The following is a 17,605-nucleotide window of genomic DNA, read 5'->3' on the forward strand; positions in this document are numbered from 1 at the left end:
GTCCTGAGGCGTTATCGCCAGCGGTTTGGATCCCAAGATCAGCGCGTTGGCCGCTGCTGCCGAGTTGAACAGAACCACCGCTGCCACCAGCCCCGCCTTGGCCAGCGAGGGAGACCTGCCCACCAAAGGAGAAGTTGGTGTTGGAGGCGTTGGTGGTGGCATTGCTACCGGTGATCGAGCCACCTTGTCCGCCACCGCCACCAATGGACTGGAGGAGGATGCCAGTGGCGCCATCGCCCGTGCCAAGTGCGCTGTTGCCGGTGCTGACGACGAGCCTGGACGGAACGGCGAAATTGATTGAACCACCTTGTCCGCCGATGCCACCGGAGGCACCCATGGCGAAGGACGCGGAGGCGGAAATGTTGGCACCACCGGCGCTACCGGCATTGGTGACCGAACCAGCGGCACCACCACCGCCACCAACGGATTGGGCAAAGAGACCGATGGAGCCGTCGCCGAGGGTCTTGATGGTGCCAGCGATTGAGCCACCAACGGCTCCGCCTGACCCACCACCACCACCACTTCCGGAGACACCAGCGCTGGCCCCGAAGGAGAAGACGGAATTGGCAGTTTTGGCCTGGGAGGACGCATTGGAGGTGACGGAGCCACCTTGTCCACCACCGCCACCAACGGACTGGAGAAGAATGCCGTAGGAGCTCTTGCCAGCGGTAAGGAAGGTGCCGTCAGCGAAAAGATTGACGGTGTTGGCACTGCCGCCGCTGCCGCCAGCGCCGCCCATGGAGAAGGAGGCGGAGAGGTTGCCAGCAGCAGCCGAGGCGGAGTTAACGGAACCACCGACACCACCGCCACCGCCGACGGATTGAAGGAAGAGTCCTGAGGCGTTATCGCCAGCGGTTTGGATCCCAAGATCAGCGCGTTGGCCGCTGCTGCCGAGTTGAACAGAACCACCGCTGCCACCAGCCCCGCCTTGGCCAGCGAGGGAGACCTGCCCACCAAAGGAGAAGTTGGTGTTGGAGGCGTTGGTGGTGGCATTGCTACCGGTGATCGAGCCACCTTGTCCGCCACCGCCACCAATGGACTGGAGGAGGATGCCAGTGGCGCCATCGCCCGTGCCAAGTGCGCTGTTGCCGGTGCTGACGACGAGCCTGGACGGAACGGCGAAATTGATTGAACCACCTTGTCCGCCGATGCCACCGGAGGCACCCATGGCGAAGGACGCGGAGGCGGAAATGTTGGCACCACCGGCGCTACCGGCATTGGTGACCGAACCAGCGGCACCACCACCGCCACCAACGGATTGGGCAAAGAGACCGATGGAGCCGTCGCCGAGGGTCTTGATGGTGCCAGCGATTGAGCCACCAACGGCTCCGCCTGACCCACCACCACCACCACTTCCGGAGACACCAGCGCTGGCCCCGAAGGAGAAGACGGAATTGGCAGTTTTGGCCTGGGAGGACGCATTGGAGGTGACGGAGCCACCTTGTCCACCACCGCCACCAACGGACTGGAGAAGAATGCCGTAGGAGCTCTTGCCAGCGGTAAGGAAGGTGCCGTCAGCGAAAAGATTGACGGTGTTGGCACTGCCGCCGCTGCCGCCAGCGCCGCCCATGGAGAAGGAGGCGGAGAGGTTGCCAGCAGCAGCCGAGGCGGAGTTAACGGAACCACCGACACCACCGCCACCGCCGACGGATTGAAGGAAGAGTCCTGAGGCGTTATCGCCAGCGGTTTGGATCCCAAGATCAGCGCGTTGGCCGCTGCTGCCGAGTTGAACAGAACCACCGCTGCCACCAGCCCCGCCTTGGCCAGCGAGGGAGACCTGCCCACCAAAGGAGAAGTTGGTGTTGGAGGCGTTGGTGGTGGCATTGCTACCGGTGATCGAGCCACCTTGTCCGCCACCGCCACCAATGGACTGGAGGAGGATGCCAGTGGCGCCATCGCCCGTGCCAAGTGCGCTGTTGCCGGTGGAGACCACCAGACGACCAGGTACAGAAAGATTGATGTTGCCTCCATCACCGCCATCGCCACCGGAGGCACCCATGGCGAAGGACGCGGAGGCGGAAATGTTTGCGCCTCCAGCTGAGGACTGGGCTTGGGTAACGGAACCACCCGCGCCACCGCCACCGCCGACCGACTGGCCGAAGAGTGCGAAGGATTGATCACCTTGGGTGATCACTTGGCCAACCAGGCTGCCGTTGATTGAACCGCCTGATCCACCGCCTCCACCCTCGCCGGCGACACCTGCTGATGCGCCGAAGGAAAACTCTGAATTGGCTGTTTTCGCTTGAGAGGACGCATTGGAGGTGACGGAGCCTCCGGCGCCACCACCACCACCAACGGATTGAAGCAACACACCCGTGGCGTATTGGCCAGAGGTGAGGAAGGTGCCGTCTGCAAAAAGATTGACGCTGCCTGCTCCGCCACCGTTTCCGCCCTTTCCGCCTAGGCCGAAGGAGACAGAGAGATTTCCGGCAGACGATCCATTGTTGGTGGTCGAGCCAATTCCACCGCCGCCGCCAACTGATTGGAGCAGTAACGCAGTTGCATTGTCGCCAAACGTGGTGATGGCGGAATTGATGACATTGGAGCTGGATCCAAAGCTCACATTGCTGGCAGATCCTCCGGAACCACCAGACCCTCCAACACCAGCGGAAGCTCCAAATGTGAAGTTGGCGTTGGAGTCAGTCGAGGTAGTGGTTTTGACGTCACCTGCTCGTCCACCACCGCCACCCAAGCTCTGGAGGGTGATTCCAACCGAGGAATCACCACGAGTCAGCACATTGATTGGATCCAATCCAATCAGGCTCACGGATCCGCCAGAGCCTCCAGAGCCCCCGGAGCCTCCCATGGCAAAAGACACAGATCCAGAAACACTGCTGCCGCCGGATGCTGAGGCGTCGCTCAGGGATGAACCACCGGTGCCACCACCGCCCCCCACCGACTGGAGGAATAAGCCGTCGGCTGAAGACCCGCTGGTCGCGATGTTGCCCCCATAGCCGACAGACACCGCACTGGCGTTACCACCGCCTCCTCCGTTGCCTGAGACGCTGACACTGGCACCGAAGCTGAAGCTCGAATTTCCGGAATCGGAGGAGCTGTCACCACTGCTCGAGCTTGAACTCGACGATGAACTTGAGTTCCCTGATGGAGCGGATGCACTCGAACGTGTGGTGGTGCTTCCACCAGTACCACCGCCGCCGCCGATGGATTGGGCGATGAAGCCGGCTGCATTGTCACCCAGGGTGACGATGTCGGCCAAGGAATTAACTGTGACGGCTCCAGCATTGCCACCGGCGCCACCGCGGGCGCCCATGCTGAAGTTGACGTTGAGTGCACCACCCTGATTGTCAGTGCTCGCCCCACCACCTGCACCACCGCCGCCGCCGACAGACTGTGCCAAGAAGCCGATGGCGCTGTCACCGGCAGTCGTGATCGTGAGATCGAGGGGATTGGTCGTTCCATTCCCAACCCTTACTGCGCCTGAATTTCCGGCGGTACCACCACCTCCTCCGAGAATGGCGCTGGCTCCAAACGAATAGCTGGATTCACTTTTGTTGTAACTCCTGTTGCTGGCACTACCGCCAGCACCTCCACCACCGCCAACCGATTGGGCAACTAATCCATAGGCAAGCGCACCTTTAGTTTGAATGGTGAGATTGTTGCCGGTGGTGTCTGGCTGAACCGTCACATTGCCGGACGTTGCACCAGTCCCTCCGGTGCCGCCCAGATTGACGTTGATGCTGCCTTGGATTGTGTCGTCTCCTTCTTTCGAAGCGGTGAGATTGAAGGATTCGCTGTTGCCACCAGCACCACCACCGCCACCAACGGATTGGGCGAGTAGACCAGTTGCCTGTTGGCCGGTGGTGCTGATGGCACCGGACACATTGACAACGACATTTCCTGCGGAGCCGCCAGGGCCTCCAGCACTTGCAATATTGGCTCCAAGACTGATTGGACTGCCTGATTTAGAAACGGTGGCTGAATAGTTAGCCGTGGAGCCACCCGTTCCGCCACCGCCACCGATGGACTGCGCAAGGATGCCGTAAGCGAAGTCGCCGGTGACAGTGCCACCTGAGGTTTCAGCACCAGTAGTTATGGCGCTGCTCGACGAGACCGTCACATTGCCCGCTGAACTTCCGGCACCACCAGAGCCGCCCAGGTTGACCCCCGCCGTGATGGCGACTTCATCGGAATTGGTGGCGGTGGCTTGCAGGTTGAGGACATTCCCGCCTGAACCGCCACCGCCCCCGATCGACTGGGCAACGATGCCAGCGGCGTAGTTACCGAGGGTTGTAATTGTTTCAGCGGTGTTGAGGACGGTGACGTTGCTGCCCCGACCACCTGCGGCACCAGTGCCACCGATGTTGACGCCGACATTGATCGATGGATCGGTTTTTGATGCAGAGAGAGACGCATTGATCGAACCACCGCCGCTGCCACCACCACCACCCACGGATTGGGCATAGATGCCATAGGAGAACTCTCCGTAAATGGTGTTGTCGTTATTAACGCCGGTGCTGATTGAGCCCGAGTTGGTCACGGTGACATCACCACCGTTGGATCCACTGCCACCATCTCCGCCTACGTTGGCACCTGCATTGATAGTTTTTCCGCCTGAGGAAAGGTTGGCTTGAACATTGACAACCTGGCCGCCAGCGCCACCGCCACCGCCAAGTGATTGGGCATAGATCGCTGAACTTTGACTATCCAGTGTGGTGATCGCACCGGAGTTTGTAACTGTTACGGATCCACCGATGCCACCACTGCTTCCACGACCACCGAGGCTGACGCCGAGGTTGACAGAATCGCCTTGAGACAGACTTAATCCACCAGACCAGGCATTGCCACCAGCACCACCACCGCCACCAACGGATTGGGCGAAGATTCCGTAAGAGTTGCTTCCGTAAATCTCTTCGTCGAAAAGTGCACCGGTATTAATGGTGGCATTGTTGGAGATCGAAACTGAATTGGCACTTGCTCCTGTGCCTCCCTCGCCTCCAATGTTGACGCCCATATTCACGGCGGTTCCGCCATCGCCGCCTGCAATTGCTGCCTGAATATTGAGAACGTTGCCGCCGACTCCACCGCCACCACCAATGGATTGACCGAGAATTCCACTGGCGAAATCACCCAGTGTTCTGATCGAAGTGCCGGTGTTGGTGATTGAAACCCTGCCAGCAGTACCGCCAGTGCCGCCGCCGCCACCAATATTCACAGCTGCGTTGACCGCTGGATCACCTCCAAAGCCTGCGGAGAGTTGGGCATTAATGGCACTACCGCCAGCACCTCCACCACCGCCAATGGACTGGGCAAAGATGCCGGTGCCGTAGCTGCCGTACAGGGTGTCGCTGCTGACTGCACCTGTACTGAGGTTGCCGCTGCTTGTAACCGTGACATCACCGCCGTTACCGCCGCCGCGACCCTTTCCACCGACAGCCGCACCAGCATTAATTGATGTGCCATCGCCTGATCCCGCGAGCTGCACATTGATCACACGGCCGCCGGAGCCACCTCCACCACCCAGAGATTGGGCATAGAGCGCTGCGGCTTGATCACCACGGGTGGTGATGTCACCGGTGTTATTGACCGTCACAGCTCCGCTGTTACCGCCAGTGCTTCCGTTTCCGCCCAGGCTGACTCCGACATTGACGGATGCGCTCTGGGAGAGAGCCAGGTTGCCGGCTATGGCCTCGCCACCTGAGCCACCGCCACCACCCACGGATTGGGCATAGATGCCGTAGGCGTTGCCGCCATAAATCACATCATCGGTGAACAGCGTTCCGGTGGAGATGTTGGCGTTGTTGGTGACCGATACATTCCCAGCGGATGCACCCGTGCCCCCATCGCCGCCGAGGGTTACGCCAACCGTAATGGCCGTATCACTTCCTGAACCCTGAATGTTGAGAGCAGAGCCCCCCGTACCACCGCCACCACCAACGGACTGAGCCAGGATTCCTGTGGCGAAGTCGCCGAGAGTCGACAGGCTTGTCGCAGTATTGACGAGAGTGACATTGCCGGCGGTGTTCCCTGAGCCACCTTGGCCTCCTACAGCTGCTCCTGCAGAAACGGCAACATCTCCTCCAGCTGTGATGTTGGCCTGCAGGACAGAGCCACCTGTGCCCCCGCCCCCGCCAACAGACTGTCCGAAGAGGCCGTAGGAATAGGCCCCAGCGATGTAATCACGACCCAGTGCAGACGACGACATCACGCTGCCCGTACTGATGTTGGCGCTGTTGGTTAGAGCAACATTGCCTGCACGCCCACCGGAACCACCTTTGCCACCCACGGTGGCTTGGGCACTAATGGGAACACCGTCAGCGCTGATGGCTAAGGACGCTGTGAGCGCTGAGCCTCCAGCTCCGCCTGAACCACCCACGGATTGGGCATAAATAGCTGGCGCTTGACTCCCTCGCGTCGTGATCGAAGTGCCACTGTTGACAACGGTCACGTTCCCTGACGTGTTGCCGCTACCTCCCTTACCTCCAACAGCAGCACCGGCATTCACGGATGCTCCTTGTGCGGAGAAGGAGAGTTGTCCGGTTAGGGCATTACCACCTGATCCGCCACCGCCACCGACAGATTGGGCAAAGATGCCTCCAGCGTTATCGCTTGTGGTGTCGATCACACCCGAGTTCGTCACTGAGACATTGCCGGAACGACCACCGCTGCCACCACCACCACCCACGGTGGCGCCAGCGTTGACTGCGGCACCCTGCCCTGTGAAGGCCAGTTGGAGATTGAGTGCAGAACCTCCGGAACCACCAGAGCCACCGACCGACTGGGCGAAGAGAGCGGCTGCGTTACTTCCGAAAGTGGTGATGGCACCGCTGTTGTTGACCGTGACGTTGCCTGCAGTGGCGCCACTGCCTGCCGTTCCGCCGACGCTGGCACTGGCATTCACCGAGGCACCCTGACCGCTGATGGACAACTGCCCGGCGATTGCGTTCCCCCCATCACCGCCTGATCCACCAACAGATTGAGCAAACAAACCTCTGGAGCTGTCGCCGAAGGTGCTCAGCACAGAGGAATTGCTCACTGTGACGTTGCCACCACTGCCGCCGCGCCCCCCATCACCACCGAGGGTCACTCCAGCGTTGACGCCAGCAAAGTAGCCTCCAGCAACTTGGAAGTTCATGGCACTGCCGCCTGCGCCGCCGCCACCGCCTACCGACTGTGCGTAGAGAGCTGTGGACAGATTCTTGAGCGTGGTGATGCTTGCGCCCGATGACGTCACGCTCACGGAGCTGCCACTGCCCCCACCACTGCCACTGCCTCCAACCGCCGCATTGGCATTTACAGCTGCAGCGCCAACGGATGCGGACGCACTAATCGCGTTACCACCTGAACCACCGCCACCTCCGACGGACTGGGCAAAGATTCCGTAAGAGCGAACCTGCTCGGTTCGAATGATGCTGCCGCTATTCACCGTCACGGCGCCAGCATTTCCGCCCCCTGCCCCGCTTCCGCCAACGGTGGCCCCCACATTGATGCCGGCTCCTCCACCGGAGGCTTGGATGTTCACACTGGTTCCGCCGTTGCCACCACCCCCGCCGATCGACTGGGCGTAAATGCCCGAGGATTGCTCACCAAACGTGGCAATGGTCCCGGACTGGGTGCTGACCGTGACGTTGCCACTGTTCGCTCCGCTTCCACCAGAGCCACCGACCGATCCCCCGAGATTGATCCCCCCGGCGCCACCACCTGAAGTTGCACATTCACGGTGGAGCCGCCTTGTCCACCGCCACCACCGATGGATTGGGCGAGGATCCCTGGAGAGAAGGCGCCCCTGTCGGATTGGCCTTGGATGCCCGTGAAAATATCGGCGTTTTGCAGTGCCAGGTTCACGGTGCCGCTGTTAACACCAGAACCCCCTGCACCACCGATCGCAAAATTGGCGGTAATTCCCCCTCCACCCACAGCGGCTGATCCGGTGGATGCTCGGCCGCCATTGCCACCACCACCACCGATCGACTGAGCCAGGATTCCTGGGGAGAATGAAGTCTCAGCTGCGGTTGCTGTTCGGATGGCTCCGTCGCGATAAGTGAGGTTGACGTCACGCCCAAAACCGCCTTGACCGCCGGAGCCTCCGATGCCAACGGAAACGGCAGCTGACCCCGCTGGGCTAACTGAGATGGCTCCCGAAGTGGCTGAACCACCCGAGCCACCACCACCGCCAACGGACTGGATGATGATTCCAGGTGAGAAGCTCTCAGCTGTGCTGATGTTTCCGGCAATGGTGCCGGTGGCAGTGCCCGCTGATCCGCCTGACGAACCGCTGCCGCCAACTGCAACGCCTACCGAAATCGCTGGAGATGCCGATGCGCTGACAGAGCTACCCCCGGCACCACCACCACCGCCGATGCTGCTGATGCTGACGCCTGGTGAAAATTGTCCAAATGTCGAGATGGTGCCGCTGTAATCGACATCGACGGTGTTTCCGCTACCACCGGCATTGCCACTGCCACCGATGGATGGCGAAACAGCTCCAAGCCCCGCCGAGACACTGACGGAATTACCGCCTGATCCACCGCCGCCTCCAATGCTCGCAGCAGTGAGGCCGGGAGACATGAAGCCATACGTGGTAATCGCTCCACCCGCGTCAACATCGACGGTTCCAGAATTGGCTCCTGTGCCACCGGAGCCGCCAACACTGGTGGAAACGCTGATACCACCGACGGACACTGATGTGGCTGAGCCACCGGAACCACCACCACCACCGATGGACTGGGCGTTAATGCCAGGTGAGAACTCGCCTTTGTCGGGATCGCCTTCAACACCAGTGGTGATCGAAGCGAGGAAGGGAGTGCTCGTGCTCCCGATCGTGACATCGCCTCCAACAGCACCAGAGCCACCGGAACCGCCGACGGAGACGCTTACGGATATGCCGCCTGCAGCAACAGATGTGCTGCTACCACCATTTCCGCCACCCCCACCGATCGATTGAACCAATACGCCTGGAGAGTTCGATCCCTGGGTCGTGATTTCAATGGGTTCAGCTCCGTTGATGCCGAATAAGGAGCTCGACCCGCCAGTTCCTCCAGCAGCACCAGAGCCTCCAACGGACACACTGATGGAGCCGACTGAGTTGGCATTGCCGCCGTTTCCACCACCACCACCGATGGATTGAACAATGGCACCCGGAGCGAACTGACCAGAGGTGCTAATCGAGCCATTCCCCATCAAGGCGGTGGCCGTTCCACCATTGCCGCCGCCGCCGCCTTCGGAACCGAAGGAAATAATGCCGTTACTGGTTCCGCCGGATCCACCACCACCGCCCACGGATTGCACGAGGACACCAGTGGCGAGGTCTCCCCGCGTCGTAATCCTGCCACCACTGAAGGTGAGGTTGGCGTTACCACCAGCACCGCCGTTACCGGCCTCGCCCCCGAGTGTGATGAGTGATGTTTGTGTGCCGATCGAGCCACCACCACCACCAATCGCCTGGACAATGATGCCTTGAGAATTAAGTCCAGAGGTGGTGATGGATCCGCCGGTCATTGAGGCACTTGCTGAACCTGCGCCGCCGCCTATCCCACCTTGTTGAGTTCCAAGGTTGAGTAACGACACGCTCGATGGAACGGCCCCGCCACCGCCGCCAACAGATTGAGCATTGATCCCTGGGGTGCTCCCTCCGGAGGTGGTAATTGCTCCGGAATTGAACGCCGTTACGTCTCCAGCAAGCCCACCGGTGCCCCCAAGCCCGCCGAAAGTAACGAGTACGCCGCCCGAACCTGCGGTGCCGCCCTGCCCGCCAACTGACTGCACCAAGATTCCGGCGCCACCCCGGGTTCCGGATGAGGACACAACGATGTTGCCCTCATTATTGGCTGTCGATACTCCTGAATAACCACCAGTGCCACCTGCACCACCACTGGCAAAAGTCCCGCGACCACCCTTTCCACCAATGCCTCCAGTGTTCTGAGAAAGAACACCAATTGCGCCACCTGATGATCTATTGGTGACGTTAACGGAACCACCTGATTGCACAGTGATGGACGATGTTTGGCCGGTTGAAGACCCTCCAGCTCCGCCAGCCCCACCCCCTGCTAACCCAGCGCCACCGCCGTTGCCGCCATTTCCTGCTATTGCCGAAGACTGCACACTTGCAATCGGATTTCCACTGGACGTGGAAACGGTGATGGAAGCCCCTGAACTGATTGTGACTTGAACATTTCCAGGAGATCCGCCCTGACCCCCAGCTCCACCATTGCCTACAGAAGTGCCGCCAGTACCACCGGCGCCGCCAGTAGATCGAGAACCAACTGTCGAATTGAAAGAACCGGTGACGGTTTGGGTGATCGCTGGACCCTGGCCTCCGGTACCCCCCGTACGCCCGGTGCTGCTCCAAGCGTCATATCCTTGGCTATTGCCAGGTCCACCGGTGCCCTGAAGCAGGGCAGCAGAAGGTGGTGATTGATAACTTCCGGAACTAACCCCAGTCTGGGCCAGCACACTCGTCGTCTTGCCCGCCATTAGTAGGAAGGCAGGAAGAAGCGCTAGAGCTGACGATGTGCGACGGTTCACTTGTCTACCCAACGAAGAGAGACTAAGGGATTTTCTTCCTTGTGAACGAAATTTCTGGAAATCGTGAATAAGCAGTTCGCTTTTTCAACGCATTAAGGTTGATTTGTCTTGTATTTGGACTTCCGGGACTCATTCAATAGCCTTAGAGTTTGTCCTACAAGAAAAAGGCGCAATTCAAGACTAACTATAATTTATCCAATCTCAGTCATTATCTGTTGTTTATATGTTTTTGATCTATGGTTGCTTAAAGTATGACGATTTCTTTGAGTCTTTTTCAGGCTTAAAGCTCAGGCTGCTTCTTCTTTGCTGTTGCTTTCGTTATTCTCGATTGTGGAAATTGGCGCAATACCAGCGTTTTCAACCAATTTGTTCAAGGCAACGGTCAGGGTTTGTTGTGCTGCAGACAACTGACGCATCCGGAAACGATGCTCGTTCAATTCGGTCTCAGAGCGAATGAGGTCGTTGAGAACATTGATGGCTTCTGCTGGCAGTGCATTCATGGGATAGACGCGACCATCGAGAGTCAAGGTCTGCTGATCACTACCAGTGGATTGCTCGCTGACCGCCGTGTTGTCCTGAACGTTCTCGAAATCGCTCATGATGGTTTTGTAGTGTCGGCCGATTGTATGGGTAATTTTGCCGATGGTAAACAACGAATCCAAGGATTGTGATGACTGGGGACAGGATCCCCCTCTTGAAGACCTTGAAAACACGAGTGATGTAGACCGTTTCTCAGCAAATGAACTTGATCGCGTAATTGGCGTGGGGCATGGGGCATGGCAGGCGCCAGTTGCAGATGTCCTTCTCCGCATCCGTACACAGCGACAAAAGCGAGTCGGTCCTCCAGGGCCTTGTGCTCATCGCTGCCATGAATGGTCCAACCATCGTGAAAACTGCAGTCACCAGGCTTGAGGCCAACGGTGGTGAGGTGCGTCCAGCCCCCATTGCTCCATCTGTGTTGATGTTTCACGTAACTGGCTTTCGCGCTTCCGCCATCGAGGAACTGACAGGCGGGAGCTAGAGGTGACCAATATTCCAGGGGTGAATCTCTTTCAGTATGGATCGGACTCAGAGGAATCCAGAGAGTTAGAAATGTGCATCCTTGAACTGGGATGAACATGGCATCCTGGTGCCACGGTGTTCGTTGGCTGCCAGGTTTTTTGAAGTAGGTCTGATCCCGCAACAGCCAGATGCGATCGGTACCAAGGAGATTGGCGGCGAGTTGTGCTGGTTCTTCTTCCAGCAACCAGGTGCTGATTGTGGTTTGTTCTCTCCAGATGTTTTCCCGAAAATCCCACTGTTGGCCATAACTGCGCACACTGTCCTCGAGGCTGGTGCCGCGGCCTTGGCTCTGAGAGTCGGCGTTGTTTTTGGCGATCAAATCAGTGATCACTGCCAATTTTTGAATTGAGCAGAATTCACGCATAATCCCCTGCAAGTTTGCCGAGGTCATGCCACTCCTTGATCAGGCTGCCATTATGTCTGCCCAGAGTGGGATCGGCATGCGAGGGAGCTGGAGCACGTTTTGGCGCGATGGTTCAGAGCTAGCCAATCTCTTTGACACTCTCGCACCGTCTGACTTGCAACGCTCTTTTTTGGCGGGGTTGAGTCCGGTTGAGGCTCCAGCGATTGGGCTTGAGGTTTCGAGGCGAGGGATTCGTCGTAAGCCTCAAATGGCTGTTTTGTTATTGAGTCGACGACTCTTGCGTTGGAGGGCCTTGCTTGCTCCTCTCCTTCAGGCCGATGGCAGCTTTGCTGGTGGCTTGCAACTCACGGATCTCAGTCCTTTCTTCCAATCCCTGCATGGGGAAGACGTTTGGTTTGACCAAGCCACCTGGGTGGAGTACACCCAGCCACCTCGGCGGGGAGCAGGTCAGCCTTTTCTCCTTTTTCGGCGGACAATGCAGCCCTGGTCCGTTGCCCAGATGAAACTGCGATTAAAGCGAATCCATGTTGCATTCCCTGAAACTTTGCGGCAGCGCTTGCCGTTGCCTAGCGTCGATTGGTGGGATGCAGTTGATGCTCTGCCGATTGACGGTTTAGATCAACTTGGCGTGGACTTCAGTGTTGATTCAGGTTGTTGGCGTTTTCTGTTTGGCGTGTCAAAACCTAAAAGTTTGTGTTCGGCTTTGCGATTCCCGGATGATGTGACTCATGCCTTGCAGGGCTGCCCTATTGCATTAGCTCTTGATAGTAGACATCGTCCTGTCGATCGCTACGCCATCGAGGTCTTCCCTCGTTACCGCCAAGAACACACTGTGACTGCCTATCCAGGTGAGGTTCCCGCCGAGCCAGGTCAATGGCCAAGATGGCCTGAGAACCCAGCCTATTTGCCTCCAAAGCGTCTAGCGGCCTTGATGCGGAAAAGCGTGCATGCTCCTGCAGTTGAGTTCGGAGTGCAGACCCTGTCTCTCCGAGGAGGCCTAAGTCATCAAAAGCTGGTTGTGGAGGCTGGTGAATTGGTCGATCACAAGGCTTATCTCGGCGTGATGGTTGCTGCTTCGAGAGCAAAATCGCATGCTTCTTATGGCGGTTCCACATCAAGCAAGAATTCGCCGGCTGTGCATCATGCACTTGACCTTTTAGTTGAGGCAGACAGATGGACGGGGTTTGCCCTCAACCCTGGATCATCGGATCTCTGGGTTCCGTTGGCCTGCCTCACATTGTTGGCGCCTTGGCGCCAACACCCTCGCTTGCGTGGTGCCTACGCGCGTCAGTGCAAGAGCATGAAGGCAATTCTGGACGCACCGGCTCCTGTTGGCTACTGCCAAGCCACACCAGCGGATTCCGATAGTTCGCTGTGGTTGAAACGCTGCCTTGTGGCCCTAGGGCTGCCGTCATCTTCGTCTTTGGATGCTTACCTCGAGGAAGCGTGGCGTCCGCAAGTCGGCATTCGCACTTACGCAACACCTCAGGCTATAGCGGCTTACATTCAGCGGCCAACATCAGCGCTGAATGGCTGGTGCTCGCCTCACGACTGTGTTCTAGCGAATCTCGCGGCTACCCATGAGTTGCCCGATGCCACGCAGGCGTTGGCGTTATTGCGAGGGCGATTGGAATTGAACCAATTCAAGAGCTACTGGTGGCCTTTGGATGGGTTGATGCTCAGCCTTCTCCCTAGAGGAGCTCTCCCGCGGTTTGCTGTTGAGCGCGTGATCGCTCAACAGCTCAGTCCTGCGGTTCGTGCGCAGATGCCTCCAGATCGTGCCGAGGGTTTGTTGATCTTCTCGCGTTCGTTGATGCAACTGGTGCACGGCACCTCGGAGGAGCAACAGATTGCCTTGGCCAAGATAGATCATCTGCTCATTTCGCCGAAAAGCTTCAGCGAGCTGCTGGTGATGCAACTGCCGGATCCGGATTGCTGCGATCCCAGGGGCCAGGAGCGCTGGATCTGGTCTGGAGGAATGGAAGGGGCATTGGCACCAGAGAATCAGGGTTGTTTGGCAGCTGCTTTGCTATTAGCGGCTCAGGTGCGTTCTAGGTAAGCCTGAAAGTCATTCATATCGAATAGGTCGTCAAGCCCTCCTTCCACCAAGAGATCGAGCTCGTCGTCGCTCATGGCCATGATTTGCTCAGCCTGAGCTCTGAGAAGATCTGCAGCTCTCACTTGGAATCCTTGCTGTTCGGCTAGCTTTAAAATTCCAAGCAGGTCGAGCTGACTGAGCTGCTCTTGAAGATTGGGATCCTGCTCAACTTTGGCAAGGAATGATTGAAGATCCTTAACGGCCACGTCAGTACTGGTTCAGGCAATCTCGGGAATTTTGCCATTGCTTCGCTGAAATTCCCATAAGATTGCTCTGCTTTGCCCGATCATCGTGCATATCCATTTTCTGATTCCTTGCTATGGCGGTCAGATTTCGGAAGCTACCTTCACGAGTTTTGTCCGTTTTATCGCACGTGCACCCCAATGGGGCTTGGAGTGGAGCTTGGACACCTTGGTGAACGAAAGCCTGATCCCTCGAGGACGTAATGCATTGGTGGCACGGGCAATGCATAACCCCCGTGCCACTCATTTAATGTTCCTAGATGCAGATATAGGTTTTGATCCGGAATATATCCTGATGCTTCTGCAAGAGGATGTGGATGTGATTGGTGGTGGTTATCCAAAGAAAAGCTTGCCCATCGACTATGTGATCAACCCAATTGTTGGTGGGATTGCTGATGACGTGAAGGCTGAAGTTGAGCGTATTGGGACCGGGTTTTTGCTGCTGAAAAAAAATGTATTCTCGCGAATGGCGAAAGCGATGCCGGAGTTGAAGTATATCGATGACTGCGGGTTAGACCCTTCCATTAATCAACATCTCTATGCCTTTTTCGAATGCGGGCTATTTGGAGAGAAAGTATTTATGAGTGAAGACTGGCTTTTTTGTAATCGTTGGCGATCCCTTGGCGGAAAAATCTTTATTTCCAAGCGTTTCGCCCTCACTCACATAGGGTCATATGCCTTCTCAGAGGCTGCCCAAGCTTCGCTTCTAGCCCGTCTTAGCGCGCAGCTTACGGCTCCAGCTGCAGCGGCTTCCACTTCTCCACTGAGTGCGCCTTCCGCTTCAACATCCAGTTCGACCGAAGGCTCAGCATCGGTCACTCAAGCAAGCGCTACACATGATGCTCCAGCAAAGGTTGCTTCGAAGGCAAAGGCTGCTTCGAAGGCAAAGGCTGCTCCCAAGACGAAGGCTGCTCCCAAGACGAAGGCTGCTCCCAAGACGAAGGCTGCTCCCAAGACGAAGGCTGCTCCCAAGACGACAGCCAAGCCAGCTGCTAATGAGCAATCAGCCTCGAAGCCCACGCGCGCTTCTCGCCGTAAGCCGAAAGACAGCTCACCGGCAAACTGATCGCAGTTGTTTTCCGTTGCCATGACGCAACTGCAAAGCCTGCGCGGCATGGTTGATCTCTTGCCCGGGCAAACCCAGCGCTGGCAGGCGGTGGAATCAATGGCCCGTAGCCATTTTCGGCGGTCGGGGTGCCTCGAGATCCGCACGCCTTTGCTCGAGGTCACTGAGTTGTTTGCCCGTGGCATCGGTGAAGCCACTGATGTGGTGGGTAAGGAGATGTACAGCTTTCAGGATCGTGGTGAGCGCTCTTGCACCCTTAGGCCAGAGGGAACGGCTTCCGTCGTGCGAGCAGCCTTGCAGCATGGCCTTCTTGCCCAAGGCGGTCAGCGGCTGTGGTACGCCGGGCCGATGTTCCGCTATGAGCGGCCTCAGGCAGGTCGTCAGCGTCAGTTTCATCAAATTGGAGTGGAGTGGCTCGGAGTTGCATCACCTGTCAGTGATGCCGAAGTGATCGCTTTGGCTTGGGATTTGCTTGCGGATTGTGGAGTTGAAGGTCTGGCTTTGGAGCTCAACAGCCTGGGCACCCCTGCTGATCGCAAGGCGTATCGCACCACACTTGTGAACTGGCTTGACGCGCGGCGGGAGCATTTGGATGCCGATTCTCAGCAACGTTTGAACACGAATCCCTTGCGCATTCTCGATAGCAAGATCCCCGAAACGCAGTCCCTACTCCAGGACGCCCCGATGTTGGAACAAAGCTTGTGTGATGAGAGCCGGGAGCGTCACCAAGCGGTTATTGAGGCTCTCGATGCTCTAGCAATTCCTTATCAGCTCAATCCTCGTTTGGTGCGTGGTCTGGACTACTACGGCCATACAGCATTTGAAATCACTAGCGATCAACTTGGAGCTCAGGCCACGGTCTGCGGTGGTGGGCGTTACGACGGGCTGGTTGAGCAGCTGGGGGGTGGACCAACGCCCGCCATTGGTTGGGCTTTGGGCATGGAACGTTTGCTGCTGGTCCTGGCGGCGGCAGCAGAGGCCAATCCGTCAGGGAGAGCCTCTCGCTTGGTTCAGCCGGCTGCACCGGATGTGTATGTGGTGAATCGGGGCGATGCCGCGACTCATCAGGCGTTGGTGCTGTGTCGTCGTCTTCGTGGCTTTGGTTTGGTTGTTGAAAGGGATGAATCCGGTTCAGCCTTTGGCAAGCAGTTCAAGCGTGCTGACCGCAGTGGTGCTGCATTTGCCCTCGTGCTGGGCGATGAGGAGGCGGCCCGTGGCGTCGTTCGGTTGAAAGCGCTTCAGGCTGCCTCCGGAGCTGAGACGGCATTCCCCCAGGCGGACTGGAGTCTCAATGATCTCGATGCACTTGTGGCTCAGCTCAGAAAGGGGTGATAGTTCTGGTGCGGCTTCGATCTCAGCCCTTTGAGCAGGGAGTTTTCGCCCATGGCTTTCGATGACTTTTCGCGGCGGTTCGGCGGCGCTCAGGTGATGGGTCCTCGGGGGGCTGCGGTCATCACGCCTTACTACAAAGAATCTTTAGAGGTTCTGGAGCGCTGCCATCGCAGTTGCCTTGCGCAAGAAGGGGACTGGCCTCTCCGCCATGTGATGGTGGCGGATGGCTTTGCTCGGCCGGAAATCGAGGGCTGGGATGTCGAGCACATCAGCTTGGCGAGGGGGCATGGCGATAACGGCAACACGCCCCGTTGCATCGGGGCGATCTCAGCCATTAATCAGGGCTATTGGCCCATTCTTTTTCTAGATGCCGATAACTGGTTCCATCCTTGGCATATCAGCGCTGTGGTGACGCTGCGCCATCGTCATCCCAGTGCCGATGTGTTGGCGATGGGGCGTGAATGTGCCCTCCCTGATGGCACGTTGATTCCAGGGCTGCCTGAGGAAGATTTAGGGCTTCGTCATGTGGATACATCGTCGTATGTGTTTTATCCATCAGCCTTCAGGGTGTTGCCGCTTTGGGGAATGATGCCCCCCTATTTGGGCCCTATTTGCGATCGCTTCATACGGCAGGCAATTGATGACTACGGCTTGGTGATGGCCGGCACCCACCAACCCAGTGTGGTCTTTACAGCCCACTACAGCTGGGGGTATCAGGCGCTTGGTCGCCCTGTGCCTGAAGACGTTCATGACATCGATTGGGGCCGTCTTCGAGCTCAATTCGACCCCGGGGATGTGTATCGCCGAACCGGTCTGCACCTGGCTCTCACCACGCCGGCGAGTGCATCAGGTGCTGCCGGTACTGTTCATCAGGGGTCTAGCCTCAGTGGCCCTCGGCTGTCTCCGATTGCAGAACAGTCCTAGCCGTTGAGGCTCTATCAACACCACCCTTCACCGTA

At 58.1% G+C, this 17,605-nt stretch carries 10 protein-coding genes (1 of these 10 cut by a window edge); 6 read left to right on the forward strand and 4 right to left on the reverse strand.

The annotated features are described in order from the left end of the window. The 3 genes from SynMEDNS5_RS01095 to SynMEDNS5_RS01105 all read right to left on the reverse strand — a co-directional run. Positions 1-7,480 carry the start of an autotransporter outer membrane beta-barrel domain-containing protein gene (locus tag SynMEDNS5_RS01095; RefSeq protein ID WP_186583931.1) on the reverse strand. It extends 18,119 nt beyond the left edge of the window, so only the first 7,480 of its 25,599 coding nucleotides appear in the window; its start codon is at positions 7,478-7,480; the stop codon falls past the left edge of the window. Beyond that, positions 7,477-10,431 (reverse strand): hypothetical protein, encoded by a 2,955-nt coding sequence (locus tag SynMEDNS5_RS01100; protein WP_186583932.1) that lies wholly within the window; start codon positions 10,429-10,431, stop codon positions 7,477-7,479. The genes SynMEDNS5_RS01095 and SynMEDNS5_RS01100 overlap by 4 nt, the downstream gene beginning before the upstream one ends. Before the next feature lie 338 nt (positions 10,432-10,769). Continuing rightward, positions 10,770-11,144 (reverse strand): DUF6447 family protein, encoded by a 375-nt coding sequence (locus SynMEDNS5_RS01105; protein WP_186583933.1) that lies wholly within the window; start codon positions 11,142-11,144, stop codon positions 10,770-10,772. Positions 11,145-11,278: 134 nt separating this feature from the next. On the opposite strand from SynMEDNS5_RS01105, the gene SynMEDNS5_RS01110 reads away from it, so the two are divergent. The 3 genes from SynMEDNS5_RS01110 (at position 11,279) to SynMEDNS5_RS01120 (ending at position 13,967) form a co-directional block, all read left to right on the forward strand. Beyond that, entirely contained in the window at positions 11,279-11,503 is a 225-nt protein-coding gene (locus tag SynMEDNS5_RS01110) for a hypothetical protein (RefSeq protein ID WP_186583934.1), read from the forward strand. Positions 11,504-11,584: 81 nt separating this feature from the next. Then, positions 11,585-11,893 (forward strand): hypothetical protein, encoded by a 309-nt coding sequence (locus SynMEDNS5_RS01115; RefSeq protein WP_186583935.1) that lies wholly within the window; start codon positions 11,585-11,587, stop codon positions 11,891-11,893. A gap of 514 nt (positions 11,894-12,407) precedes the next feature. Further along, positions 12,408-13,967, forward strand: a complete 1,560-nt coding sequence (locus SynMEDNS5_RS01120) for a hypothetical protein (RefSeq protein ID WP_255440224.1) — start codon at positions 12,408-12,410, stop codon at positions 13,965-13,967. Here SynMEDNS5_RS01120 and SynMEDNS5_RS01125 read toward each other — a convergent pair. After that, the gene (locus SynMEDNS5_RS01125) at positions 13,949-14,212 is read right to left on the reverse strand and encodes a Nif11-like leader peptide family RiPP precursor (RefSeq protein WP_186583936.1); all 264 of its coding nucleotides are present in this window, start codon (positions 14,210-14,212) and stop codon (positions 13,949-13,951) included. The genes SynMEDNS5_RS01120 and SynMEDNS5_RS01125 overlap by 19 nt on opposite strands. A gap of 85 nt (positions 14,213-14,297) precedes the next feature. On the opposite strand from SynMEDNS5_RS01125, the gene SynMEDNS5_RS01130 reads away from it, so the two are divergent. The 3 genes from SynMEDNS5_RS01130 to SynMEDNS5_RS01140 are packed head-to-tail and all read left to right on the forward strand — an operon-like array spanning position 14,298 to position 17,570. After that, positions 14,298-15,314 (forward strand): hypothetical protein, encoded by a 1,017-nt coding sequence (locus tag SynMEDNS5_RS01130; protein ID WP_186583937.1) that lies wholly within the window; start codon positions 14,298-14,300, stop codon positions 15,312-15,314. Between the two features lie 21 nt (positions 15,315-15,335). Further along, positions 15,336-16,646, forward strand: a complete 1,311-nt coding sequence (gene hisS, locus SynMEDNS5_RS01135; protein ID WP_186583938.1) for a histidine--tRNA ligase — start codon at positions 15,336-15,338, stop codon at positions 16,644-16,646. Positions 16,647-16,697: 51 nt separating this feature from the next. Continuing rightward, positions 16,698-17,570 carry a glycosyltransferase family A protein gene (locus SynMEDNS5_RS01140; protein ID WP_186583939.1) on the forward strand — a complete coding sequence of 291 codons (873 nt, stop codon included), beginning with the start codon at positions 16,698-16,700 and terminating at the stop codon, positions 17,568-17,570. Positions 17,571-17,605 lie beyond the last annotated feature (35 nt).

Origin of the sequence: Synechococcus sp. MEDNS5, from assembly GCF_014279875.1 — a bacterium.
Taxonomy (GTDB): domain Bacteria; phylum Cyanobacteriota; class Cyanobacteriia; order PCC-6307; family Cyanobiaceae; genus Synechococcus_C.